We start from the raw sequence: 20,799 nt of genomic DNA, 5'->3' as shown, positions 1-20,799 counted from the left end.
CGGACAAGGAGAGGCGTATGGAATTTCACGAGATCGATGCCGAAAGCACTGCAAAGATCAAGGTCATCGGCGTCGGCGGCGGTGGCGGCAACGCGGTCCAGAACATGATATCCTCCGCGCTGAAGGGCGTTACCTTCATCGCGGCGAACACCGATATCCAGGCCCTCAGCCGGTCTTCCGCCGAACTCAAGATCCAGCTCGGCGACAAGCTGACCAAGGGCCTTGGCGCTGGCGCCAACCCGGGCATCGGTCGCGATGCCGCCCTTGAAAGCATGGGCGCCATCAAGGACGCCATCGGCGAGGCCGACATGGTCTTCGTCACCGCGGGCATGGGCGGCGGCACCGGCACCGGCGCGGCCCCCGTCATCGCGCAGGCTGCCAAGGAACTGGGCGCGCTGACCGTGGGCGTGGTCACCAAGCCGTTCTTCTTCGAAGGCAAGAAGCGCCTTGAAGCGGCCGAAGTGGGCATCTCCGAATTCCGCGAGCACGTGGACAGCCTGATCACCATTCCCAACGACCGCCTGCTGTCGCTTGCGCCCAAGAAGGCCACCTTCGTGGAAATGCTGAAGAAGGCCGACGAAGTGCTGTACTTCGCGGTGAAGGGCATTTCCGACCTGATCATGGTGCCCGGCCTCATCAACCTGGACTTCGCGGACGTGAAGGCGGTGATGGGTGAATCGGGGCTGGCCATGATGGGTGCGGGCATCGCACGCGGCGAATCGCGCGCCCGCGAGGCCGCCATGAAGGCCATCACCAGCCCGCTGCTGGAAGACGTGTCCATCGACGGCGCGCGCGGCGTGCTCATGAACATCACCTGCGGGCCCGACCTGACCATCGACGAAGTCAGTGAAGCCGCGGGCATCATTCAGGAAGCCGCGCACGAAGACGCGCGCATCTTCTTCGGCACAGTGTTCGACGACGCGGCGGGCGAGGAAATGCGCATCACCGTCATTGCCACCGGCATCGACGCAGATATGGTGGGCGTTGAAGGCGCTGGCAAGTCGGGCACCGTCACCCCGTTCCGCAAGGGCGGTTCCATGGGTCAGGCCCAGCCCGCTCCCCGATCTGCCGCGCAGCCGCGCGCCGAGCAGGTGCAGCAGGCCAAGCCCGCCCCGCAACAGGCGCAGCCGCGCGGCCTTGGCGGTTTCTCCGACGACGACCGCAACATTCCCGCCTACCTGCGCAAGCAGGGCCAGGTGCAGGCCACGGTGAACCGCATCAACACCCACGCCCCCGGCGAAGAAGACTTCATCTTCGACGAGGACGAGTTCGAGATTCCGTCCTTCATCCGCAAGCAGGCGGACTAGCGGACGGAAGCCAGGCCGCATTCCCTTCCTGCCCACGCGGCAGGACGAACGCGGCCCCCGTCCCTGCGGAACCGGCGTACAACCGGGGGGGTACACCGCAGGTACCGGGTTCCACGCGCCATGCGCGCACGATAGACCCCGCGCTCGGGACGAAGAAGACGCCTCTCCATCCCGGCACGGTTTACGGGAGGGCCGCCCCCAAGGGGGTGGCCTTTTCTCGTTTGCGGGGCTGGATTTTTTCGTGGCAGTGGTTACGCTGTATGCCGTGCGTGACTGCACGCTGCAAGCGTGCCTGCCGTATAGAGAACCGTGAAAACCCCAAGCGTGCGCGTGCACGCCGGAGTGGCAATCCGGCAGCAGGAACGATGCGGCCGCCTGTGCATATGCGCGGTGCTGCCGTTGGTGGCGTGGTCCGCAAAGGAGACAACCATGGTGACGTTGCGTCGTTTCGGGGTGGACTCCACTCCCACAGGATCTCGGTATTCACTGTTTCTTTCGCTGGTTCTGCTGGCGTTTCTTGCGGCCGCCTGCGCGCCGCTTACGCGCGGCCTGAGCGGTGATGCCGTCGTGTCGTCGTCGCGCCCGCCGCTGCTGGTACGCCCGGCTGCCGGGTTCGACCTGCTGGGCAGCGGCGCCGCCTCACCCATGCTGGATACCGAGTTGGGGCTGCGCCATGCCGACGTGGGCTGGGCCTTCTACGCCGATGCCACGCGCGAACGCCAACTGGCCGTGCTGTTGAGCGAAGCGCCAGACGGCTGGCAGTGGGAACTGGACGTTTCCAGCCCCTGGCGCGAGGTGCGGCGCGGCGTGTACGCCTCCGGCCCCGCCCGTTTCGCCGGTGCGACCTTTCTGATGCCCGCTTCCGCCGACCCGTTCGCAACCATGCTGCCCGCGCCGCCCACGCTGCAGGCTGACGAGGGTGAATGGCGCTGGCTGGTGCGGCGCTACACGCAACTGTCCGACTTCCGGGCGGTGAAGCTGGTGGTGGAATACCGCGAGCCCATACCCGCCGGGGTGGGGGAACAACTGGCCGACGCGCTGGACGCGGGGCAGCAGCCTTCCGGACGCGCAGCCGCCCTGCTGGGAGAGTTCGAGGCGCGGTCGCGCGCGGCGTTCTCGGTGGTGACCTATCCGGACGGTGGGGTGACGGCGGAAAACTTCGTGTATGATGCCAGCCGGGTGCACGTGCGCAACCTGGCTGGCATGGCCGGGCGCATGGAACCCATCCGCAATCTGCCCAGTGACGACAGATAGCAGCGGACATCCGCGAGCGCGGGGGCTGACCTGGGTACCCGGTCAGCCCCCGCGTACTCGGGAGCGTACATCCCTTGCTCCGGCATCTCGTACGGCGCAGCCCATGCGGCGCGTATCCCCCTCAACTGCAGGTGACCCATGCCCAAGCTGATTGTCCTTGCCCTTGTCGTGCTGCTGGCCGGTTTCATCTACGCCCTCATGCACCGCAACCCTGTCCGGAGGGGCCTTGCGGGGGACATGCTGGCCTCGTCGGCGCGGCCCGCGTTGCTGGTGCGCCCGGCGTCCGCATTGGCGCCCGCGGGTGCGGGTGTGGCCGATATCGCGCCGGATACGGCCAGCGCCACCGGCTCGGCCCGGGTGTACTACGCGTTGCATGCCAGCCCCACGCGCGGAGGGAGCGGCGGCACTCCGGTCCGCCTGGCGGCCTTGCTGGCGGAAGCTTCCAGCGAATACCGCTGGCCACTGGATGTGGCGCCGGGGCCCGACGTGATGGTGGTCGGGGCGCGTAGCGCCACCGGTCAACTGGCGGGCATGACCGTGCACGCCGCCACCTTCGCGCTGCCTACGGACCGGGACGCGCTGGCCCCGGCCTTTGGGGACGACCCCGCGCCATGGCGTTCCGGCGCGCTGGTGCGTCGGTTCACCGGGCTTGCGGAAATGCGTCACGTGAAGCTTGTGGTGGAGTACCGGGAACCATTGCCTGGCGGTGACGGGAAAGGTGCGGATGATGCGCCGCGTTTCGGCCGCCCGGCGGTGCTGGACGATCCTGCCGCACTGGCGGCCTTCGAGGCGCGGGCGGAACAGGCCTTCCGCCTGGAACGGCCCGGCGGCGACTGGGCCAAGGGGAAGGACATCGTCCGGATGGACGCCGTGCCGGAACAGGTGAAGCGCCGTGAGATTACCCGGATGCTCGGCATTCTGGAACGCGACCGGGGCGACGACCGCTGACGATCGGGATGCGGGCCGCCCGCAACTTCCGCACGTTGTCTGTGCATTGCTCGTTCGTCCATGAAAAGGGGCGTCCACGCCGTCATCCGGCAGGGACGCCCTTTCCATGTCCGGTGGTTGCTGCGGGCGGGAAGGCGGGCCCTTGCGACCCCGTACACCCCGCCTCGCCGCGAATCAGCCGTTGCGCAGCGCGCGCACCAGGTTTTCCAGTTCCTGGGTCTGCTGGGCCAGTTCGCCGATGGCCTGCGCCGAGTGCTGCATGGCCTGCGAGGTCTCGCTGGAAATGCGGCTGATGTCCTCTATGGACCGGTTGATCTCGTCACTGGCCGTGGACTGCTGCGACGATGCGGTGGCGATGGCGTTGACCTGGTCCGCCGCCACCTGCACGAGGTTGACGATTTCGCCAAGGGCCGACCCGGATTCGCCCGACAGCGCCGTTGCCTCGCCGATGGTGTTCACCGCCCCGTCCACGCTCTGCATGCTGGCGCGGGCGCTTTCCTGAATGGCCCGGATGGAGTCGCCCACTTCCTTGGTGGCGTTCATGGTCTTTTCGGCCAGTTTGCGGACCTCGTCGGCGACGACGGCAAAACCGCGCCCGGCATCCCCGGCGCGGGCCGCCTCGATGGCCGCGTTCAGCGCCAGCAGGTTGGTCTGGTCGGCGATATCGGTGATCACGTTCATGATCTGGCCGATGGATTCGGCCTGGCTGCCCAGGCGGCCCATGTCGTCCTTCAGCGATTCCGCCTGGCGGCGCACCGCGTCGATGGCGTGCACCGCCTTGTTGACCACCTGCGCGCCCGATTCCGCCTTGGCCCGCGCGGTGCGGGAGTTGTCCGACGCCTCGGTGGCGTTGCGGGCCACCTCGAGCACCGTGGCGTTCATTTCTTCCATGGCGGTGGCCGTCTCGCTCACGCGGCGGGTCTGTTCCTCGGCCCCCCGGCTGGCCTGCTCGACCTGGGCGGCCAGTTCGGTGGACGAACTGGAAAGCTGTTCCATGACCACCTCCAGACGGGATACGGCGGCCAGGATGGCCCCGCCCTTGGCCTCCGCGTCCTTGCGGGCCACTTCCGCCTCGGCCATGGCCTTGCGGGCCCGTTCCGCCTCCTGCTCGGCCTCGCGTGACTTCTGCTCCGCGCCCTTCAGCGCGGCCACGATCCTGCTGACCATTTCGCCAAAGGCGCGGTGCAGGGTCACCAGTTCGCCATGAAAGAGGGCGTCGGGCGGCAGGGGGGTGTCATAGGCGCCGCCGGCGATGCGTTCTGCCGAAGACGCCAGTTCGGTCACGGGGCGGGCGATCAGGCGGCCCATGTACAGGGCTATGGCGGCAGCCACCAGGGTGGCGCCGATGGTCAGGCCGTACATGACGTTGCGTGACATGGTGTATGTGCGGTCGCCTTCGTCGCTGGCGGCGGTGGACTTTGTGTTGTTGGCCTCGATGGTCGTGCGGGCGGTGGTGATCATCTTGCGGTACAGGGGCAGCATTTCTCCGCCCAGCAGTGCCAGGGCCTCTTCATTCTTGTTGGCGCGCGAAAGTTGCAGAAAGCTTTCGTGCAGCGAAAGGTAACGGGACCAATCGGCTTTCAGCAGTGCATAATTCTCCTGTTCCACCATGACCCGCGGCAGTTTTTCATAATCCCGCATGCTCTTTTCAAAGGCCTCGGAAGTTCCCTTCATTTCATCTTCCGCAGTGCGCATGGCGTTAGCGTCGATGGAAATGTTGTGCTGAAACTGAAGCTGACGGAATATCGCAATATCCTGGATCATCCTGTTAACATATCGTATAGATGGAGTATATATGGCGTTCATTTCTGTAGATATGCTGTTGACGCTGTCTATCCTTGTTACGCCGAACATGCTTATGAAGATCATTATAACGATGATGATCGAAAAAGAGACAGCCAATTTTGAGAAAATGCTCATTGATCTGAAAGCAGACATTTGCCATCTCCTTGTACCTGTATATTTTTGTGTTTTGTGGATGTTGCGGCGCAGTACATATATTTCGATTCATAAATATATGCTTTCTTCGTAGTTGTTCGAAATATGTCGCTTTTTGTGAATAAGGCAAGTCATGGGAAAAAATCAACGATAAATATTTCTCCATTATGAAATGTATATGGAGGTTTTGCTCTGCAAGAAATGAAAACTGCGTCCGATCAGGGATGCGAAAAAGTCAGACCCTGTGTGGCAGGATCCGGCAGGCGGGAGGAGTGCGAACGGTATCGGGAGAAGGGAAGTGTGAGGCAGGGCCGTGCCGATGCGCGGTGCGTAAGCGCGATAGGAGCGGGCGCGCTAGCGGCCGGACATGGAATGGAGCCGTTGACGGCTCCAGAGGCTTACTCCCGCACGGGCGGGCTTATTCCGCGCGCTTCACGTAGCAGACGATGCGGCCTTCGGCCACGGCCACGCCGGGCGTGGATTCGGACGCGATGCGCACGAAGATATTGCCGATGCGGTAGCCCTGCAAGCGCACGTCGGCCTCGGCTATCAGGTCGGCGAAGGGCGCGGGGCGCAGGAAGTCCACGCGCATGTCCACGGTGGAAACCATGTCGTTGGGGCCGAAGTGGGTCCACAGGGCCACGTTGCCGCAAATGTCCGCCAGGGTGGAGATGACCCCGCCGTGCAGCGCCCCGCGTGACTTGTTGCCCGCGAATTCCTCGCGGAAGGGCAGGCGCAGCCGGGCGTAGCCGGTGCGCACCTCCTCCACCCGGATGCCCAGGTGGCGGTGCCAGTCCACGTGCTGTTCGACGAAGGCGACAAGGTCTTCATGGACGGTGCTCACGGAGCCTCCTGGTGTAGTGCATGCAAAAGGGGCGGGGAACATTGCCCCGCCCCTTTGTATAGCCGATGTGTGTCATGCGCGCCACTGGTGGCGGCGCTGTTGGGGGAGTTGCAGGCAACGGCCCGGCTGCGCGTTTCGATCTTGCGCTGGCGCTCCGGCCCGCGTTGCCCGGGTTGCCTGTTTGCCCGGTTTACCTGATCTGGCCGATTTATCGGATCTGGCCGTTCAGGCCGAATGCGGAGTCCGTTCAGCGGCGCGCGGCCATGGCCTGCAGGCGGGCGATACGCTCTTCCATGGGCGGGTGGGTGCTGAACAGGCTGGCCATGCTGGCCCCGCTGAACGGGTTGACGATGAACATGTGCGCGGTGGCCTGGCTGCCGTGCTGCATGGGCACCTTCTGCGACCATGCCTGCAACTTGGCCAGGGCTCCGGCCAGGTACAGCGGGTTGCCGGACAGCGATGCCCCCGTCTCGTCGGCCAGATACTCGCGCGAGCGCGAGATGGCGAACTGGATCAGCGAGGCGGCGATGGGCGCCACGATGGCCATCAGGATGGCCACCAGCGGGCTCGTGCCGCCTTCTTCATCGTCGCTGCGGCCAAAGCCGAAGATGGCCGCCCACTGCATCATGTTGGCGATGGACACGATGACCGAGGCCAGCACCCCGGCCACGGTCTGCACCAGGATGTCGCGGTTGGCGATGTGCCCGATCTCGTGGGCCAGCACACCCTTGAGTTCCTCGGGCGAGAGGATGCGCATGATGCCGTGTGTTACCGCCACCACGCCGTGGGCCGGGTCGCGCCCGGTGGCGAAGGCATTGGGGGCGTCTTCGGGGATGACGCACACGCGCGGCTTGGGAATGCCCGCGCGCGCGGCCAGTTCTTCCACCATGGCGTGCAGCATGGGGGCGTCCTGGGGGGCCACTTCCTGCGCGCCGTACATGGAAAGGACGATCTTGTCGGAATACCAGTAGCTGCCGACGTTCATCACCAGGGCCAGGATCAGTGCGATCATGATGCCCGTCTTGCCGCCCATGGCCCCGCCAAGGACGATGATGATGCCCGAAAGAAGGGCAAGCAGCATGGCGGTCTTGATCTGACTGGTCACGGTCTGTGCTCCTTGCGTGGGGTAGGCGCGGGATGGACCGCGCGGTTGGATGTGCGGCGGATGGGGCGTGCCGGGCCGCATGGCCATGGGGCACGTCGTAACGTCTGGTCGTCTTGCCATCTGGTCGCCTGTCCGCCTGCGCAACTATGTAATATCGCTGCGGGAGATGACAAGGGGGGCGACGCCGCAATACTGCGGCAGGGGGCTGGGGAGAAAGAGGGTGGAGCTTTCGTCGTGCGACGGGGGGGGGAAGGAATGTCGGCGTGCGCCGTACCCTGTGGTTTCGCCATGGACGGGGTGCGGCGGCGTGCAGGCCGGGGGATGAATGCCCAATGCGTGCATCCCGGCCACCGTGAAGGAATGCCGGGATGCGTTGCGAATGGAGCGTCGCGGACTTGCACAACGCAAAAGTGCAGGCAGGGCGAATCCGCAGTGGATTGCCTAATGGGTGATCATGCCAACCCGCAGCATCATGTGGAAGCGGCGCGCCATGGACTGCGGCAAGGGAGAATCCCACATGCCCAATGCCTGCGCCACGCCCCAGGCCGCCAGCAGCATCAGCACGCACCCTGCGGCGATGGACCATGCGGGCAGGCGGCGCTTGCCGGGCAGGGTAACCGACAGGCAGCCATCCACGGGGCAGGCGGCGATGCATTCGGTGCAGCCCACGCATTCGCCGGACGAGACGCGTTCCAGCCGCTGCACGGGCAGGGCTGCGGGGCAGGCGCGCGAACAGCGTCCGCAGTCCACGCAGGTGGCCGGGTCGCGCCGTACCGCCACCGGAGAAAGGCGCGCCAGCAGCGAAAGCAGCGCGCCGTACGGACACAGCACCCGGCACCAGAAGTAGGGCAGCACCAGCGACCCCACGCCCAGCACGGCGAACACGGTCAGCGCGGTGTTGCTGGGGGCCAGAAAGAACTGGAGCATCCGGGTGTCCGCCACGAAGTTGTAGGGCGAAAGCAGGAAGCCTTCTATGGATTTCACATCCATGGACACCACGGAAATCCAGGCGAACTGCGCCAGCAGCAGGTACTTGGGCAGCGAGAGCAGGCGCGCTGCGCGCGGCCCGGTGCGCCGGGCGATGCCCAGCCGCGTGCCCAGCCGGGCCAGCAAGGAGGAGACGAAACCCACGGGACAGATGTATCCGCAAAAGCCCTTGCGCAGCAGCAGGGCCATGCCCAGCACGGCGATGAAGATGAACAGCCCGGCGGGGTGCACCGGGTCCCACTGGCCGGTGAACAGCAGCCGCTTGAAGGCGATCAGCGCGCTGATGGGCAGAAATCCTTCCACGGACGGGGGCTTGGGCACGAAGTCTTCGGATTCGCCCATGGCCCAGCGCACGTAGAGAAAAAAGCGCCAACCGGCATACAGCAGGAACAGGGCATAGGCGGCCTGCACGCCAAGGCGGACACGGGCGGGGGACAGCAGGCGGAACGGGGAATGCGACACGGAATGCTCCTTGGGACTGAAGCTGGCGAAAATGGCCGAGGGTTTGACTGGCGGACGGTTTGCGGTGCGGCGCGCGCCGGGCAGCCGGGCGGGGCCGGAGCCTGTCCGATCTGCCGCGTGCAACTGCGGTCCGGCTGCGGAAAACAGTGCCCCATGCGGCGGTTCTGCACCCTGTGGACGGGGGTGTCCGTCGGGCAGCCGACAATTGCGGCAGGCAGTCCGGATACGCAAGGGAGTGAAGGCTGCGCAGCGCAAAGGCGACGGCGGCGCGCCTGTCGCCACCATGATCCGTGGTGGCGGCCCCGTCCGTGACGTGGGTCACGGTGCATCACGCGTGGCGGTGCGTCCATGCCGTAACGGCGGCGAAAACCGCCATGTCGGGCAAGGCTGAACGGCATGGCCCGGCAGTCATGGTCCGGCAGCCATGGCCCGACAGCAATGGTTCGGGCAGCGCAGGAGGATGCGTCACAGGACGGTATATGCGGGAGAGAGGCGCGCCGGAAAAATGCGAAACGGACGGCCGGGGCCGTCCGTTTCCTGCGCGGGCCGTGGCCGGGTGTGAACCTGGCGCAGGCCGCATGCCCGTATGGGCAAAAACCGTATCCTAGTGGTGATGCGCGTCGTTGGGGGTAGTGCACTTGATGTAGCGCAGCGCGATGGCAACGCCCAGAATACCCGCGATGAACCATGCGAAATCCATGACAGCCTCCTTCTGGTGCCCCGGCGCGGAACGCGCGCGGGTTGTGCGCAATTTCCCAATCCTCAATCCGAGGTGTAGCGGAAAGAATCAGGAAGTTCAAGGGGCTTGCCGCAGGAGGGGGGAGGGGATGCGCGACCGGCGGCACGCGCCGGGTGGGATGTGCCGGTGCAATGCGCCAGGTGGGATGTGCCAAATGGGATGTGGCAAGCGCCGGGCATCGGGGCTGGGAGGCTGGCCGGACGCAGAGGGCCGCCGGAAGTCTCCGAAGACGCGGAAACCCCGTCAGGCCCCGGCCCGATCAGGCCACGTCTGGGCTTGGCCCGGCCTCGCCTCCGCAAAACCCTGCCGGGCCTCGGCCACGAAGCGGCGCAGCCGGTCCGGGCACTTGCGGCCATCCGGGCCTTCCACGCCGGTGTGCGCATCCACCCCTGCCGGGCGCACCCGCAGGATGGCCGTGCGCACGTTGTCCGGGGTCAGGCCGCCAGCAAGGATCACCGGGCGGGGCGAGCGCCGCACCAGTTCCGCGCTCACGGACCAATCGTGAGTAAGGCCGGTGGCGCCGTCCGCACCGGTGGCGGGGTTGTGGGTGTCGGTGATGAAGGCATCGGCCAGCGGGGCCAGTTCGCGCACGGTGTCCAGCAGTTCCGGCAGGTTGCCGTCTGCCCGCACCACCAGGCTCTTGATCAGGAACAGGTCCGGAATCGCGCGCCGCAGCCGGGCCAGTTCACAGGCTGCCACCGGGCCATGCAATTGCAGGCGGCGCAGCCCGAGCGCGCGGCAGAATTCCGCCGCCTCGGCCCCATCGGCGATGTAGGTGATGCCCACGGGCAGCAGGGGCGGCGCGGGCAGACGTTCCACAGCGGCCACCAGCCGGGCGGCCTCGGCCTCGGTCAGGTCTTCCGCGTTCACCGGCAGGCGCAGGGGCAGGCCCATGGCGTGCACCCCGGCTTCGCGCAGGGTCAGGGCCTCGGCCATGTCGTGCACGCCCGCCACCTGGATCAGCCCGGCAAAGGGCGCGCCGTGCTCCAACCGGGGCGCAGCGAAATGCGTGGAACCGGTCACGCGGGCGCGCCCTGCTCCACGTTGCCGCTGCCGTTGCGCGGGCCGCATTCGGTGACGCGGCCATCGGCCAGGCGCAGCACGTGGCTGATTTCCGGAATCAGGTCGTCCTCGTGATGGGTGACCAGCACCATCTGCACGCCCGCGCGGGCCAGTTGCCCCAGCAGGCTCAGGAAGGCGGCACGGCTGGCCGGGTCCAGCCCGGAGCAGGGTTCGTCCAGCAGCAGCAGATCCGGTGCGCCCGCAAGGGCACGGGCCAGAAGCACTCGGCGCAACTGTCCGGTGGACAGGGTGCGGATGCGCTGCCCGGCAAGGCCCGCCGCGCCCAGCATGCGCAGCCAGTGGGCGGCCTCTGCCCGCTGGTCGTCGTCCGGCTCGTCGTACAGGCCGATGGTGCCGGAAAAACCGGTGAGCACCAGTTCCTCGGCGGTCAGGTCGTACCCGTAGGTGGCCTGCAACTGGTCGGACACCAGGGCCACGCGGCGGTGCAGCAGGGGCAGGTCGCGCAGGGATGCCTGTTGGGGCGGTTCGCGCCGGGCCACCCCGCAGGATGCCTCGTCCGCAAACCATACGATGTCGCCGCCCACGGCCACGTTTTCCTCGCCGTGCAGCAGACGCAGCAGGGTGGACTTGCCGGAGCCGTTGGGGCCGATGACGCACCAGTTCTCGCCGCGCCGGATGGTCCAGTCGATGGCGTGCAGCACATGCGTGCGCTCCACGTACACGTCGGCGCGCTCGATGCGGGCCAGTACGGGGGCCAAAGCCGGGACCGGGTCGCGGGGCTGGCGGGCCGGGGCGGCGCTGCCGTCCAATGTACTCTGGCCGTTCAGGCCGGGCATGCCGACATCCGGAATGTCCAGTCCATCCCCCCCGCACACGCCGGAGTCGGCGGGCAGGTTGGACATGACTTCATCCAGCGGGCCTTCCGCCATGATGCGCCCGCCCTGCACCAGCAGGGCGCGGGTGAGGCAGGCAGGCAACTGGTCGGTGCGGTGGGTGGCGAACAGCACGGTCACCCCCAGCGCGGCGGCGTGGTCCACGGCTCCCAGCACGGCGGCACGGGCCGTGGCGTCCAGCCCTTCGCACACCTCGTCCAGCAGCAGCACGGCGGGCTGGCGCACCAGGGCGCGGGCCACCAGCAGCAGGCGCAGCTGGCCCTGCGACATGGCGGGCACCTTGACGTCCAGCAGGTGCGCGGCCCCCAGGCGGCGCGCCAGGTCGCGCGCGGCAGCGATGCGCTCCGCGCCGGGGTCTTCGTAGAGCAGGGGGGTGTCGTAATAGCCGGTAAGCAGCAGTTCCTCGCCGGTGAGCAGCCAGCCCTGGCGCATGTAGCGTTCCTGCTGGGCCGAGGAAACGCTGGCGCACAGGGCGCGCCCGGTCAGTGCAGAGGTTTCTCCGGGGGATGCCTCGCCGTGTGGTGTGCTTTCATCCCTGCTCACGGGCGGGTACCAGGTCACCTGACCGCCGTCGATCTGGTCGGGCCGGGTGGTGCCGCGCACCACGCGCAACAGGGTGGACTTGCCCGCGCCGTTGCGACCGAGCACGGCCCAGCATTCCCCGGCGCGCAGGGTCCAGCTTGCGCCGTCCAGGGCGCGGCGTCCGCCGAAGCTGACGCGGACGTTGTCCAGCACCGCCAGCGGGGCGGCGTGGTCGGTATGGTGGGTAGGTGTGGTGGGCATGATGGGGGAATGGCGGCGTCATCGGCCTGATGCTGGAGGATGAAAAACGCACGCCGGGGCTCAGGGCACCCCGGCGCTACGGGCGGAACGTGTCCTTGCCCCCTAGAAGGGCCGTTGATGCATCACACCCTTCTGAAACCACACGCTGTGCGTGTAGCCGAAGCGGCGGGCGTATTCTTCCAGTTGGTCAAAGCCCCAGGCCACGGTGGAGGTGCAGTGCGCGTCCGAGCCGAAGGTGATGGGCAGTTCCAGTTCGCGGGCCATTTCCATGATGGTGGGGCAGGGGTAGATTTCCTTGCACAGCTTGCGCAACCCGGCAGAGGATATCTCCATGGCCATGCCCGCCGCGCGCAGGGTGGCCAGCGCGTCGCGCACCCGCTGGCGCGATTCCGGGCGGTCCAGCCACTCGTGGAAGGCATCCACCGCGAATATCTTGATGATGTCCGGGTGGGCGGCGATGTTGAACATGCCCGATGCCCCCATGCGGCGCAGGCTGTCGAAGTAACGCTCGAAGGCGTCGTTGGCCTGTTCCGGCGCAAGGTCTTTCCAGTCGTCCACGGTGCAGTCGAAGCCCCAGGTGCCCAGAAAGTGGATGCCCCCGATGATGTAGTCGAACGGGTAGCGGTGGATGGTTTCCGCCGTGAAGGGCTCTTGCCCCGGCAGCCAGTCCATTTCCAGGCCCAGCAGCACGGTCTTGCCGTCCTGCCGTCCATCGGACAGGGCGCGCACCTCGTCCACGTAACGGGGAAAGCCCGCCGTCAGCTTCTCGCGGTAGTCCTTGGGATAGGAATAGGCGAGGGGACGGGGCGAGTGTTCGGAAAAGCCGAAGACTTCCATGCCGCGATCCATGGCGCTGGCGAACATTTCTTCCACGGTGGCCTGCCCGTGGGAGTGGCTGGTGTGGGTGTGCAGATCGACGGTGATCACGGCGGTGTGTCCATGGCCGCCCCGTGGTGGCGGGGCGGGTTGCTGTGAAAGGCGGCGCGCGGCCCAGACAGGTCGGGCAGACAGGCCGGACATACGGGGCTGGCGGTTGATCCGTTCGGCCCGCGCGGGCGCGGTTATTCCTTGGGACGTTCCATGACCCGCACGAAGGCGTTGCGCACGGATTCGACGATCTGGTCGTCGCGCACCGGGTCGCGCAGCACGATGGTGCCGGTCTGGGCATAGCGCGGGGTGAGGTTGTTCAACGCCAGCGCGTAGATGTCCTGAATGTCCTTGGGGTCGGGGGTGTACACCGGGGGCTCGCGCAGGACCTGTTCGATGGCCTTGATGACCCGCTGTTCGTTGCGGTTGCGGATGTCGGTCAGGTCGATGTCGCCGATGCGGTACTTCTCGCTTCTGGGCGCCATGGGCGGGCCTCCTCGGTGGGGGATGGTGTCTGATGGCGGGCGCGGCTTTCATCGTGCGCGCGATTCCTCGCCATGCGGGCGGCACATGCCGCTCTCAGGAACATAGCAACGGCGCGGGCTGGTCGCAAGCGCGCGTGGCTCTGCCGCAATGCGAAACCGCCGCCCCTTCGGCCCGTGCGGGCGAAAGGACGGCGGCATGCGTTCGATGCGCCTGCGGGGGGGGCGTCTATGGGGGGATGCGCGTGCCGTTGAGAGCGTGGAGGCGGTGCGGCGCTCACTTTCCGCCTTGCGGCATCATGCAGCGTTCCGCCTGCCGTGTCCGCGCCGTTTCCCGTTACTCCCCGCCCTTCAGGCGGTTGCGGATTTCCTTGGCCGCCCTGCGGCCCGCGCCCATGGCCAGAATGACCGTGGCCGCGCCGGTAACGATGTCCCCCCCGGCGAACACGTTGGGGATGGAGGTTTCGCCGGTGGTCTCGTCCACCTCGATGTAGCCGCGCCGGTTCAGCTTCAGCTGCGGCGTTGCTTCCAGCAGGATGGGGTTGGGCCGGGTGCCCACGGCGATGACGGCAAGGTCGGTGGGCAGTTCGTAGGTGTCGCCTTCCACCGGCACCGGGCTGCGGCGGCCCGATGCGTCCGGCTCGCCAAGCTGCATGCGTTGCAGGGTGACGCCGGTCAGGCGGCCCATCTCGTCGCCGTGGAAGGCCACGGGGTTGGCCAGCAGTTCCAGGATCACGCCTTCTTCCTCGGCGTGTTCCAGTTCCTCGTGCCGGGCGGGCAGTTCGTCGCGGGTGCGGCGATAGACGATGCGCACCGATTCCGCACCCAGGCGCAGCGCCGTGCGGGCCGCGTCCATGGCCACGTTGCCGCCGCCGTATACCGTCACGTTGCGGCCCTGGTAGACCGGGGTGTCGTAGTCGGGAAAGGCGTAGGCCCGGCCCAGGTTGACGCGGGTAAGGTATTCGTTGGCGGAAAAAACGCCGGTCAGGTTCTCGCCGGGCACGCCGAGAAAGCGCGGCAGCCCCGCGCCCACGCCGATGAACACGGCGCGGTAGCCTTCCGCGAACAGGTCGTCGATCGAAAAGGTGCGGCCCCCCACCCAGTTGGTGACGAAGTCCACTTCCTGGGTGCGCAGGGCCTGCACTTCCTTTTCCACGATGGCCGATTTCGGCAGGCGGAATTCGGGAATGCCGTACACCAGCACCCCGCCCACCTCGTGCAGCGCCTCGTACACGGTCACCTTGATCCCGCGCGAGGACAGGTACCCCGCCACGGTCAGGCTGGCCGGGCCGCTGCCGATGCAGGCCACGCGCAGTTCCGGGTCCACCGCCGGGCAGGTCAGCCTGGCGGAAAGATGGTCGCAGGCGTCGAGGGCCATGTAGGTGTCGGCCACGTAGCGTTCCAGACGGCCAATGGCCACGGGCTGGCCCTTGGCGTTCAGCACGCAGGCGCCCTCGCACTGGTTTTCCTGCGGGCACACCCGGCCGCATACGCCGGGCAGGCTGTTGGTGGACTTGATGGTGCGGTACGCGCCTTCCAGGTCACCCTTGGCAAGCTGGCCGATGAAGTCCCTGATGGGCACTTCAACGGGGCAGCCCTTGACGCACTTGGGGTTCTTGCATTGCAGGCAGCGCCGGGCCTCTTCCGTGGCCATCTGCTGCGTGTAGCCCAGGGCCACTTCTTCGAAGTTGCGGATGCGCTCCCCGGCGGGCTGGCAGGGCATGTCCACGCGCGGGGCGATCTTGCGGCCCCCGGCGGGCTTGCGTTCGGCGGTGGCGGTCATGGTCTTACTTCTCCCCCGCGCAGGTACACTTGCAGTGGTGATCGTACGATGCCTTCTCCTGCGGCTTGAAGGCGGCAAGGCGCTGGCGCAGTTCGTTGAAGTCCACCTTGTGGCCGTCGAATTCGGGGCCGTCCACGCAGGCGAAGCGGGTTTCGCCGCCCACGCTCACGCGGCAGGCGCCGCACATGCCGATGCCGTCCACCATGATGGAGTTCAGGCTGACCGTGGTTTTCACGCCGAAAGGTTCGGTGGTCTTCGCCACCGCGGCCATCATGGGCACGGGGCCCACGGCCACCACCTCGGACACGGTCTTGTCCGTTTCCAGCCGCTGGCGCAGCAGGTCGGTGACCAGGCCCTTGTGGCCGAAGCTGCCGTCGTCGGTGGACACCAGCACTTCGGGGCAGAAGGACGAAAGTTCGTCGTAAAAGAGCAGCAGGTCCTTGCTGCGCGCGCCGATGACGGCCACCACGTGGTTGCCCGCCCTGTGGTGCCCCTTGGCGATGTGGTGCATGGCCGCGATGCCCGTGCCGCCGCCCACGCAGATGACCGTGCCCGCCTTTTCGATGTGGGTGGGCTTGCCCAGCGGGCCGCACACATCGAGGATGGAATCGCCCGCGTCCAGGGTTTCCAGCAGGGCGGTGGACTTGCCCATGACCAGATAGACGATGGTGATGGTGCCGCGTTCGGGATCGGCGTCGGCGATGGTGAGCGGGATGCGCTCGCCCTTGTCGCAGACGCGCAGGATGACGAAGTTGCCCGGCTGCGCCTTTTTGGCGATGTGCGGCGCGTCAATGACCAGCTTGCTGGTCTGGCCGGGGATCAGGCGCTCTTTTTCCAGTATCTTGCAGGGCATGCGCGTGCTTCCTTCCTTGCGGGGATTGGCTGTCCGCCCGGTGATGTCTGCCAGTGCCGACGCAAAGTCTGCGGTATGGCATGCAGGTACGGGCCGCGCCGGGCGGACGACGGTTGCCGGGGGCCATGGGAAAATGGCCGCAACCGGTTGAACGGTCAGCGACCTTCGTAAGTTCTGCGCCCGCTCAATGCAAGAAAAATGCGGGTTGCGCGGTTGGCGATCCGTATGTAAGTTATTGTATCAGACCAGCGGTTGCATATGGTGCACACGGGCGTAGTCCGAAAGTCCGGTGGGCGGTGACGCTTCCGGCTCTCTCGCGGCAAGGTCCGCAAGGCCGACGCACCGGCGCGGCGCATATGCAGAACCCATAGCCAGGGATCGGCCATGGACATCGGCGACGCAACCTCGTCACGCGGCCTTGCCGCGTACAGCCGCGCACTGACCCGCGATGCGGGCGATGCGCTGGGGCTGCTTTCCGCCAAGCGAACGAAGACGGCCTTTTCCCTCGGCCCGCTGACGGTCAGCTACGAGACCGAAACCGCCCCCACGGCGCAGGACGCCGCCGTACAGGCCGCCGAATCGCTGCAACGCATGCGGGCCTTCAACTTCGCCGACAGCCTGCAGACGCAGCAGCTGCTGGCGGAACTGGCTCCCGCGCAAACCGCGCCGGACGGCGATTCCGGTGCTACGACATCGCTCGGCGGCAATCCGGATGTTGCCGCCCGGAACCCCCAGGCTGCGTTGACCGGAGAGGCACCCCCCACCCGTACCCCCGCCGCAGGCGCCCGCGCCTATGCCCGCTCCGCCTCCCTGGTGCATGGCACGCCCATGATCCAGACTTCCGTATAGCCCGCCCCGCCCATTTTTTTGCCGTCCCGTCCTCATGCGGCTCTGGCGAGGCCTTTTTCGAACCTGCCGTGTTTTTCTGCGATTGACATTCGTTATCGTTGTGATGAAAAAGGCCTCAGGCACATGGTGTGCCCGGGGTCTTTTCCGTTTTCAGAGCAGGAAGCGTTACACCCGAAAACCCAGCAGGGTTGCGCAATGCCGGGTTGATGCCTCGGCCATTGCGCCGCTGGTTTGCAACCGTTCCCACATGCGGTTCTGCACGGCCCACCAGTCGAAGTCGGGCGCTACCTCGCGGGTGCGTTCCACGGCACCGCACAGCCCGGCCCAGTCCGGCGCGGGTGCGGCCAGCAGTTCCAGCAGGTGATTTCGCAGCAGTTGATGCAGCCCGTCCCGTTGCCGGGGGGATGGTTGCAGGGAACGCAGCAGTTCCAGCCCTTGTCGCCATGCGGCCTTGCCGGGGGATTCCCTGCCGGACGATTCGCCGCCGGGCACGTCGGTTGCCGGGGGCTCCGTCACCAGCGCCAGCCCCAGTTGCGGGGCCAGGTCGGCCCACAGGTGGCTGGCGGGCATGTCGTGCTGGGCCTCTTCCCACGGGTCCACAAGCGCCAGGGTCTGACGGGCCAGCGCCGCGCGCCGTGGGGCCTGGCTCCGTTCCTCGCCGTGCAGCAGGGACAGCAGCAGGGCCTGGCGGGCGTTCAGCGGCAGGTCGGCCACGGACAGGGACGTTGCGGCGGCATCGGGCTCCGTCACGGGGCGAACGGTGATGCGCGAGGCACGGGCGGACGTGGATGGTCCTGGCGGCTGCCAGGTGAAGCGCACGGCGCGGCCTTCCGTTTCCAGCGGCAGGCGCAGGGCGGCAGTGCCGGCAATGCTGTCCGGGTCAGATCCGCCAGTTTTGCCAGATCCGTCAGCTCCGCCAGATCCGTCAGCTCCCTCGGGCGCGGAATGGGCATCACGTGCATCAAGGGTCACGTCCACTTCGGCGCCCGGCCAGGCGTGGGTTGCCATGGCTCCGGGGGCGGGCAGTCCGTGTTCCGCGCGCAGTCGCCACAGGGCCTGCAGCACCAGGCTGGCGTCGGTGCCGCGCCGGGGCAGCACGGTGCGGGACAGGATGTCCGCCCCGGCGCCTTCCTCCGGCTTGTTGGAAACGGCGTGGGCCAGATGCTCCGTCAGGTGCGGCAACAGGTCCGGCCCGCCGGTGGCGGTGCACAGGTCCAGCGCGCGCAAGGCATAGGTCATGGCGTTCACCGGTTCGATGCGCGAAATTTCGTCGAAGAACCAGGCGCAGCTGGCAAAGGACGCCAGACCCGCCTCCTGCATGGCCAGCAGCTTCCAGGCCGCATCTGCCTGCCGCCCGGCGATGCCGGGGGCCAGATGCGCGGCGGCAAAGGCCTCGCGTACCTCGATGTCCCCGGGAGCAGCCAGCACCTGGCCGTAGGCCAGCAGGGCGGCCTTGGGATCGCGGAACAGCGCGGCTCCAACGGCGGCGAAATGGGCGTCCAGCCCCTGCTTGACGGCGTCCAGCCCCTGGCGCAGGGGGCCGCGCCAGCGCTGGTTCCAGCCGGGGTGCCCGCCGTCGGTGCAGCCGCAGTCGGAGCGCCAGCGCTCCACGCCGTGGGCGCAGCTCCACGACGACGGTTCGTGCAGCAGCACCCGCATGCGCGGCGGGTTGCGGTGGCGGAACGCGGCGAAGTTGGTCAGGGACACCCCGTCGCGCCCGGCGTAGCCCTGGGCCAGCACGTGGGCCAGGGCCATTTCGCCGAAGGTGAAGTGGTGGCCGTAGGTTTCGCCGTCGGTGCACACGGCCAGCAGGCGATCCACGTTGCCTGCGTTTCCGGCGTCTCCGCCCTGTTCCTCGCCGGGGGGCACGGGCAGGGTGCGGGCCGCATCGGCCAGCCTGCGCCAGAAGACTTCGCCGTCGCGCAAAAGTTGCTCGAACGCCACGGCCCGCGAGATGGGGCCGTCGTAGAAAAAGATGTCGATGCTCCGGCCGGAGGGCAGTTCCGCCCGGTAGGGCAGGCCGATGTCCAGCGAGCCTTCGTGCACCGGCTGCCATGCGGCATTGGCTTGGTCGATGCCGTCCAGCGCGGCCACGGCGCGGGCCTGGCGCGGAGCCAGCACGGTAAAGGCGATGCCCGCCGCCGCCAGCGTTTCCAGCGTGGGGGTGTCCACGGCGGCCTCGGGCAGCCACATGCCTTCGGGCGCGCGGCCAAACCGGGCGGCAAAGTCGGCCACGGCCCACGCGGTTTCCACCTCGCGGTCCAGCGGTGTGGCCAGGGGCATGATGACGTGATGATACACCTGGGCCATGGCGTTGCCGTGCCCCCAGCGCGCCGCGCTGACCCGGTCGCCTTCCACCATGCGGCGCAGGGTGTCCGGGGCGTGGCGGTCCATCCAGCGCAGCAGGGTGGGCCCGGCGTTGAAGCTGGTCCATTCGTAGCAGTTCAGGATGTCGCCGATGCGCCCCTCGCGGTCCAGGCGGCGCGCCCACCCCAGCGGTGCGTAACTTTCGCGCAGGATGCGGGTGTTCCAGTCTGGGGCGGGGGCTGCGCTGCCTTCAGGCAAAATATCATCCAGCCACGGATCCTCGCGCGGGGGCTGATAGAAATGGCCGTGAATGCACAGGCTGCGGGGCATGGGGACCTCCTGGTTTCCGGCAGGATACACCGCCCTGCGCAACGGGGAAAGGTGCCCAACCCGACTATGGGGGCACAAGCAGGGTTTACGGGGGCACGATGCAAGGCTATCATCATGCCGTAGACAACCGGGGGTTCGCCGTGAACGTCGATACGGAAATGGTGAAAGATTTCCCCGTGCTGGGTGAAAAACCCAGGCGCGGGGTCTTTTCCACGACGGCCGATATGAAAATCGGTTTCGGCGGAACGCGGCGTACCGTGCAGCAGAACGTGATGATCTACGTGAACCAGCGCGAGGACGGCCGCTACGACGCCCAGGCGCTGAACGACAATCACGTGCCCACCGGCGAGACCACCATCCTCACCTACGAGGATCTGGTGCTGGACTACATCCCCGAACCCGCCATCTATCACGAGAAGGTGTATCCGGCCATGCGCGAACTGGCCGGGCACATCGCGCGTGGCGAACGCCACCGCGAACGTGGCGAGACCTGGAGCGCCGAGTTCGAGTTCCAGAACGCCCTGGCCATCGACGAGCAGAATGTGCGCGCCACCTTCGGGCTGGGGCTGACCTACCTTGCCCGCGAAGACCTGGACAAGGCGCGCGAAGTGTTCCAGCGGCTCATTGCCCTGCCCGGCGCCTTTGACCCGCGTCACAAGCACATGTTCAACGATTTCGGCATCAAGCTGCGCAAGAGCCGTATGTTCGGAGAGGCGCTGCGCTTCTACGCCCGCGCCGCGCAGCTGGCCCCCAAGGACGACCACCTGCTGTACAACATCGCCCGTACCCTGTTCGAGTCCGGCGACTACGAGAAGGCCAACGGCTTTCTGTGCCGTGCCCTGAGCCTGAACCCCCGGCTGGAGGAAGGGCAGCAGTTGCGCGCCATCATCGCCGTGCGCAAGGGCCGTGAGGTGGGGCACCCCATGGACATGCCGCAGGAACTTCTGCTGAACGACCCGTGCGACGTGCCGGAGGCATTGACCGACGGTGTGGAAGGCTATTAGCTGCAAGGGTATTGCGGTTCATGAAAATGGTACGGGGCGGT

The 20,799-nt window shown here is 67.2% G+C and carries 16 protein-coding genes; 5 read left to right on the top strand and 11 right to left on the bottom strand.

Features of this window, described 5'->3' with window-relative positions:
* Window positions 1-17 precede the first annotated feature (17 nt).
* From ftsZ to DESTE_RS05055, 3 genes are all read left to right on the top strand, one after another.
* Window positions 18-1,307, top strand: a complete 1,290-nt coding sequence (gene ftsZ, locus DESTE_RS05065; protein ID WP_035065684.1) for a cell division protein FtsZ — start codon at window positions 18-20, stop codon at window positions 1,305-1,307.
* A 429-nt stretch (window positions 1,308-1,736) separates the two neighbouring features.
* Window positions 1,737-2,561, top strand: coding sequence for a DUF4851 domain-containing protein (locus DESTE_RS05060; RefSeq protein WP_035065681.1), 825 nt, complete (start codon window positions 1,737-1,739; stop codon window positions 2,559-2,561).
* Window positions 2,562-2,699: 138 nt separating this feature from the next.
* On the top strand, window positions 2,700-3,509 hold the full coding sequence (locus DESTE_RS05055) for a DUF4851 domain-containing protein (RefSeq protein ID WP_035065678.1): 810 nt from the start codon (window positions 2,700-2,702) through the stop codon (window positions 3,507-3,509).
* A 174-nt stretch (window positions 3,510-3,683) separates the two neighbouring features.
* Here DESTE_RS05055 and DESTE_RS05050 read toward each other — a convergent pair whose 3' ends face one another.
* The 10 genes from DESTE_RS05050 to DESTE_RS05005 all read right to left on the bottom strand — a co-directional run bounded on the left by DESTE_RS05050 (window position 3,684) and on the right by DESTE_RS05005 (window position 16,268).
* Complete coding sequence (locus DESTE_RS05050) at window positions 3,684-5,429, bottom strand: methyl-accepting chemotaxis protein (RefSeq protein ID WP_281172066.1); 1,746 nt, start codon at window positions 5,427-5,429, stop codon at window positions 3,684-3,686.
* A gap of 436 nt (window positions 5,430-5,865) precedes the next feature.
* Complete coding sequence (locus DESTE_RS05045; RefSeq protein ID WP_035065672.1) at window positions 5,866-6,291, bottom strand: PaaI family thioesterase; 426 nt, start codon at window positions 6,289-6,291, stop codon at window positions 5,866-5,868.
* Between the two features lie 247 nt (window positions 6,292-6,538).
* The gene (locus DESTE_RS05040; protein WP_035065669.1) at window positions 6,539-7,396 is read right to left on the bottom strand and encodes a zinc metalloprotease HtpX; all 858 of its coding nucleotides are present in this window, start codon (window positions 7,394-7,396) and stop codon (window positions 6,539-6,541) included.
* 441 nt (window positions 7,397-7,837) lie between these two features.
* Window positions 7,838-8,845 (bottom strand): 4Fe-4S binding protein, encoded by a 1,008-nt coding sequence (locus DESTE_RS05035; RefSeq protein ID WP_084559364.1) that lies wholly within the window; start codon window positions 8,843-8,845, stop codon window positions 7,838-7,840.
* Window positions 8,846-9,827: 982 nt separating this feature from the next.
* Entirely contained in the window at window positions 9,828-10,607 is a 780-nt protein-coding gene (locus DESTE_RS05030; RefSeq protein WP_051384323.1) for a phosphoribosylanthranilate isomerase, read from the bottom strand.
* The gene (locus DESTE_RS05025) at window positions 10,604-12,283 is read right to left on the bottom strand and encodes an ATP-binding cassette domain-containing protein (RefSeq protein ID WP_051384322.1); all 1,680 of its coding nucleotides are present in this window, start codon (window positions 12,281-12,283) and stop codon (window positions 10,604-10,606) included. The genes DESTE_RS05030 and DESTE_RS05025 overlap by 4 nt, the downstream gene beginning before the upstream one ends.
* A 102-nt stretch (window positions 12,284-12,385) precedes the next feature.
* On the bottom strand, window positions 12,386-13,210 hold the full coding sequence (locus tag DESTE_RS05020; RefSeq protein WP_035065667.1) for a histidinol-phosphatase: 825 nt from the start codon (window positions 13,208-13,210) through the stop codon (window positions 12,386-12,388).
* A gap of 134 nt (window positions 13,211-13,344) precedes the next feature.
* A complete protein-coding gene (locus DESTE_RS05015; protein ID WP_035065665.1) occupies window positions 13,345-13,635 on the bottom strand; it encodes a late competence development ComFB family protein in 291 nt (96 codons plus the stop codon).
* Window positions 13,636-13,969: 334 nt separating this feature from the next.
* Window positions 13,970-15,415 (bottom strand): NADPH-dependent glutamate synthase, encoded by a 1,446-nt coding sequence (gene gltA / locus DESTE_RS05010; RefSeq protein ID WP_035065662.1) that lies wholly within the window; start codon window positions 15,413-15,415, stop codon window positions 13,970-13,972.
* Between the two features lie 4 nt (window positions 15,416-15,419).
* On the bottom strand, window positions 15,420-16,268 hold the full coding sequence (locus tag DESTE_RS05005; RefSeq protein WP_035065660.1) for a sulfide/dihydroorotate dehydrogenase-like FAD/NAD-binding protein: 849 nt from the start codon (window positions 16,266-16,268) through the stop codon (window positions 15,420-15,422).
* 384 nt (window positions 16,269-16,652) lie between these two features.
* Here DESTE_RS05005 and DESTE_RS05000 point away from each other — a divergent pair, with 384 nt between their 5' ends.
* On the top strand, window positions 16,653-17,117 hold the full coding sequence (locus DESTE_RS05000; RefSeq protein WP_035065658.1) for a hypothetical protein: 465 nt from the start codon (window positions 16,653-16,655) through the stop codon (window positions 17,115-17,117).
* A 165-nt stretch (window positions 17,118-17,282) separates the two neighbouring features.
* On the opposite strand, the gene DESTE_RS04995 is transcribed toward DESTE_RS05000, so the two are convergent.
* Window positions 17,283-19,754 carry a DUF3536 domain-containing protein gene (locus tag DESTE_RS04995; protein ID WP_035065655.1) on the bottom strand — a complete coding sequence of 824 codons (2,472 nt, stop codon included), beginning with the start codon at window positions 19,752-19,754 and terminating at the stop codon, window positions 17,283-17,285.
* A 224-nt stretch (window positions 19,755-19,978) separates the two neighbouring features.
* Here DESTE_RS04995 and DESTE_RS04990 point away from each other — a divergent pair, with 224 nt between their 5' ends.
* Window positions 19,979-20,758 carry a tetratricopeptide repeat protein gene (locus DESTE_RS04990; RefSeq protein ID WP_245590733.1) on the top strand — a complete coding sequence of 260 codons (780 nt, stop codon included), beginning with the start codon at window positions 19,979-19,981 and terminating at the stop codon, window positions 20,756-20,758.
* The last annotated feature ends 41 nt before the right edge of the window (window positions 20,759-20,799 follow it).

The sequence above is a fragment of the Nitratidesulfovibrio termitidis HI1 genome (genome assembly GCF_000504305.1).
In the GTDB taxonomy this organism is placed as follows: domain Bacteria; phylum Desulfobacterota; class Desulfovibrionia; order Desulfovibrionales; family Desulfovibrionaceae; genus Cupidesulfovibrio; species Cupidesulfovibrio termitidis.
Note: the sequence above shows the minus strand (reverse complement) of the source record. Positions and strands in the feature narration are given on the sequence as shown.

What these genes read in the sequence shown, in the direction of transcription:
- ftsZ (WP_035065684.1), top strand. Translation starts at nt 18, where the DNA reads ATGGAATTTCACGAGATCGATGCCGAAAGCACTGCAAAGATCAAGGTC.
- DESTE_RS05060 (WP_035065681.1), top strand. Translation starts at nt 1,737, where the DNA reads ATGGTGACGTTGCGTCGTTTCGGGGTGGACTCCACTCCCACAGGATCT.
- DESTE_RS05055 (WP_035065678.1), top strand. Translation starts at nt 2,700, where the DNA reads ATGCCCAAGCTGATTGTCCTTGCCCTTGTCGTGCTGCTGGCCGGTTTC.
- DESTE_RS05050 (WP_281172066.1), bottom strand. Translation starts at nt 5,429, where the DNA reads ATGAGCATTTTCTCAAAATTGGCTGTCTCTTTTTCGATCATCATCGTT.
- DESTE_RS05025 (WP_051384322.1), bottom strand. Translation starts at nt 12,283, where the DNA reads ATGCCCACCACACCTACCCACCATACCGACCACGCCGCCCCGCTGGCG.
- DESTE_RS05015 (WP_035065665.1), bottom strand. Translation starts at nt 13,635, where the DNA reads ATGGCGCCCAGAAGCGAGAAGTACCGCATCGGCGACATCGACCTGACC.
- gltA (WP_035065662.1), bottom strand. Translation starts at nt 15,415, where the DNA reads ATGACCGCCACCGCCGAACGCAAGCCCGCCGGGGGCCGCAAGATCGCC.
- DESTE_RS05005 (WP_035065660.1), bottom strand. Translation starts at nt 16,268, where the DNA reads ATGCCCTGCAAGATACTGGAAAAAGAGCGCCTGATCCCCGGCCAGACC.
- DESTE_RS05000 (WP_035065658.1), top strand. Translation starts at nt 16,653, where the DNA reads ATGGACATCGGCGACGCAACCTCGTCACGCGGCCTTGCCGCGTACAGC.
- DESTE_RS04995 (WP_035065655.1), bottom strand. Translation starts at nt 19,754, where the DNA reads ATGCCCCGCAGCCTGTGCATTCACGGCCATTTCTATCAGCCCCCGCGC.
- DESTE_RS04990 (WP_245590733.1), top strand. Translation starts at nt 19,979, where the DNA reads ATGAAAATCGGTTTCGGCGGAACGCGGCGTACCGTGCAGCAGAACGTG.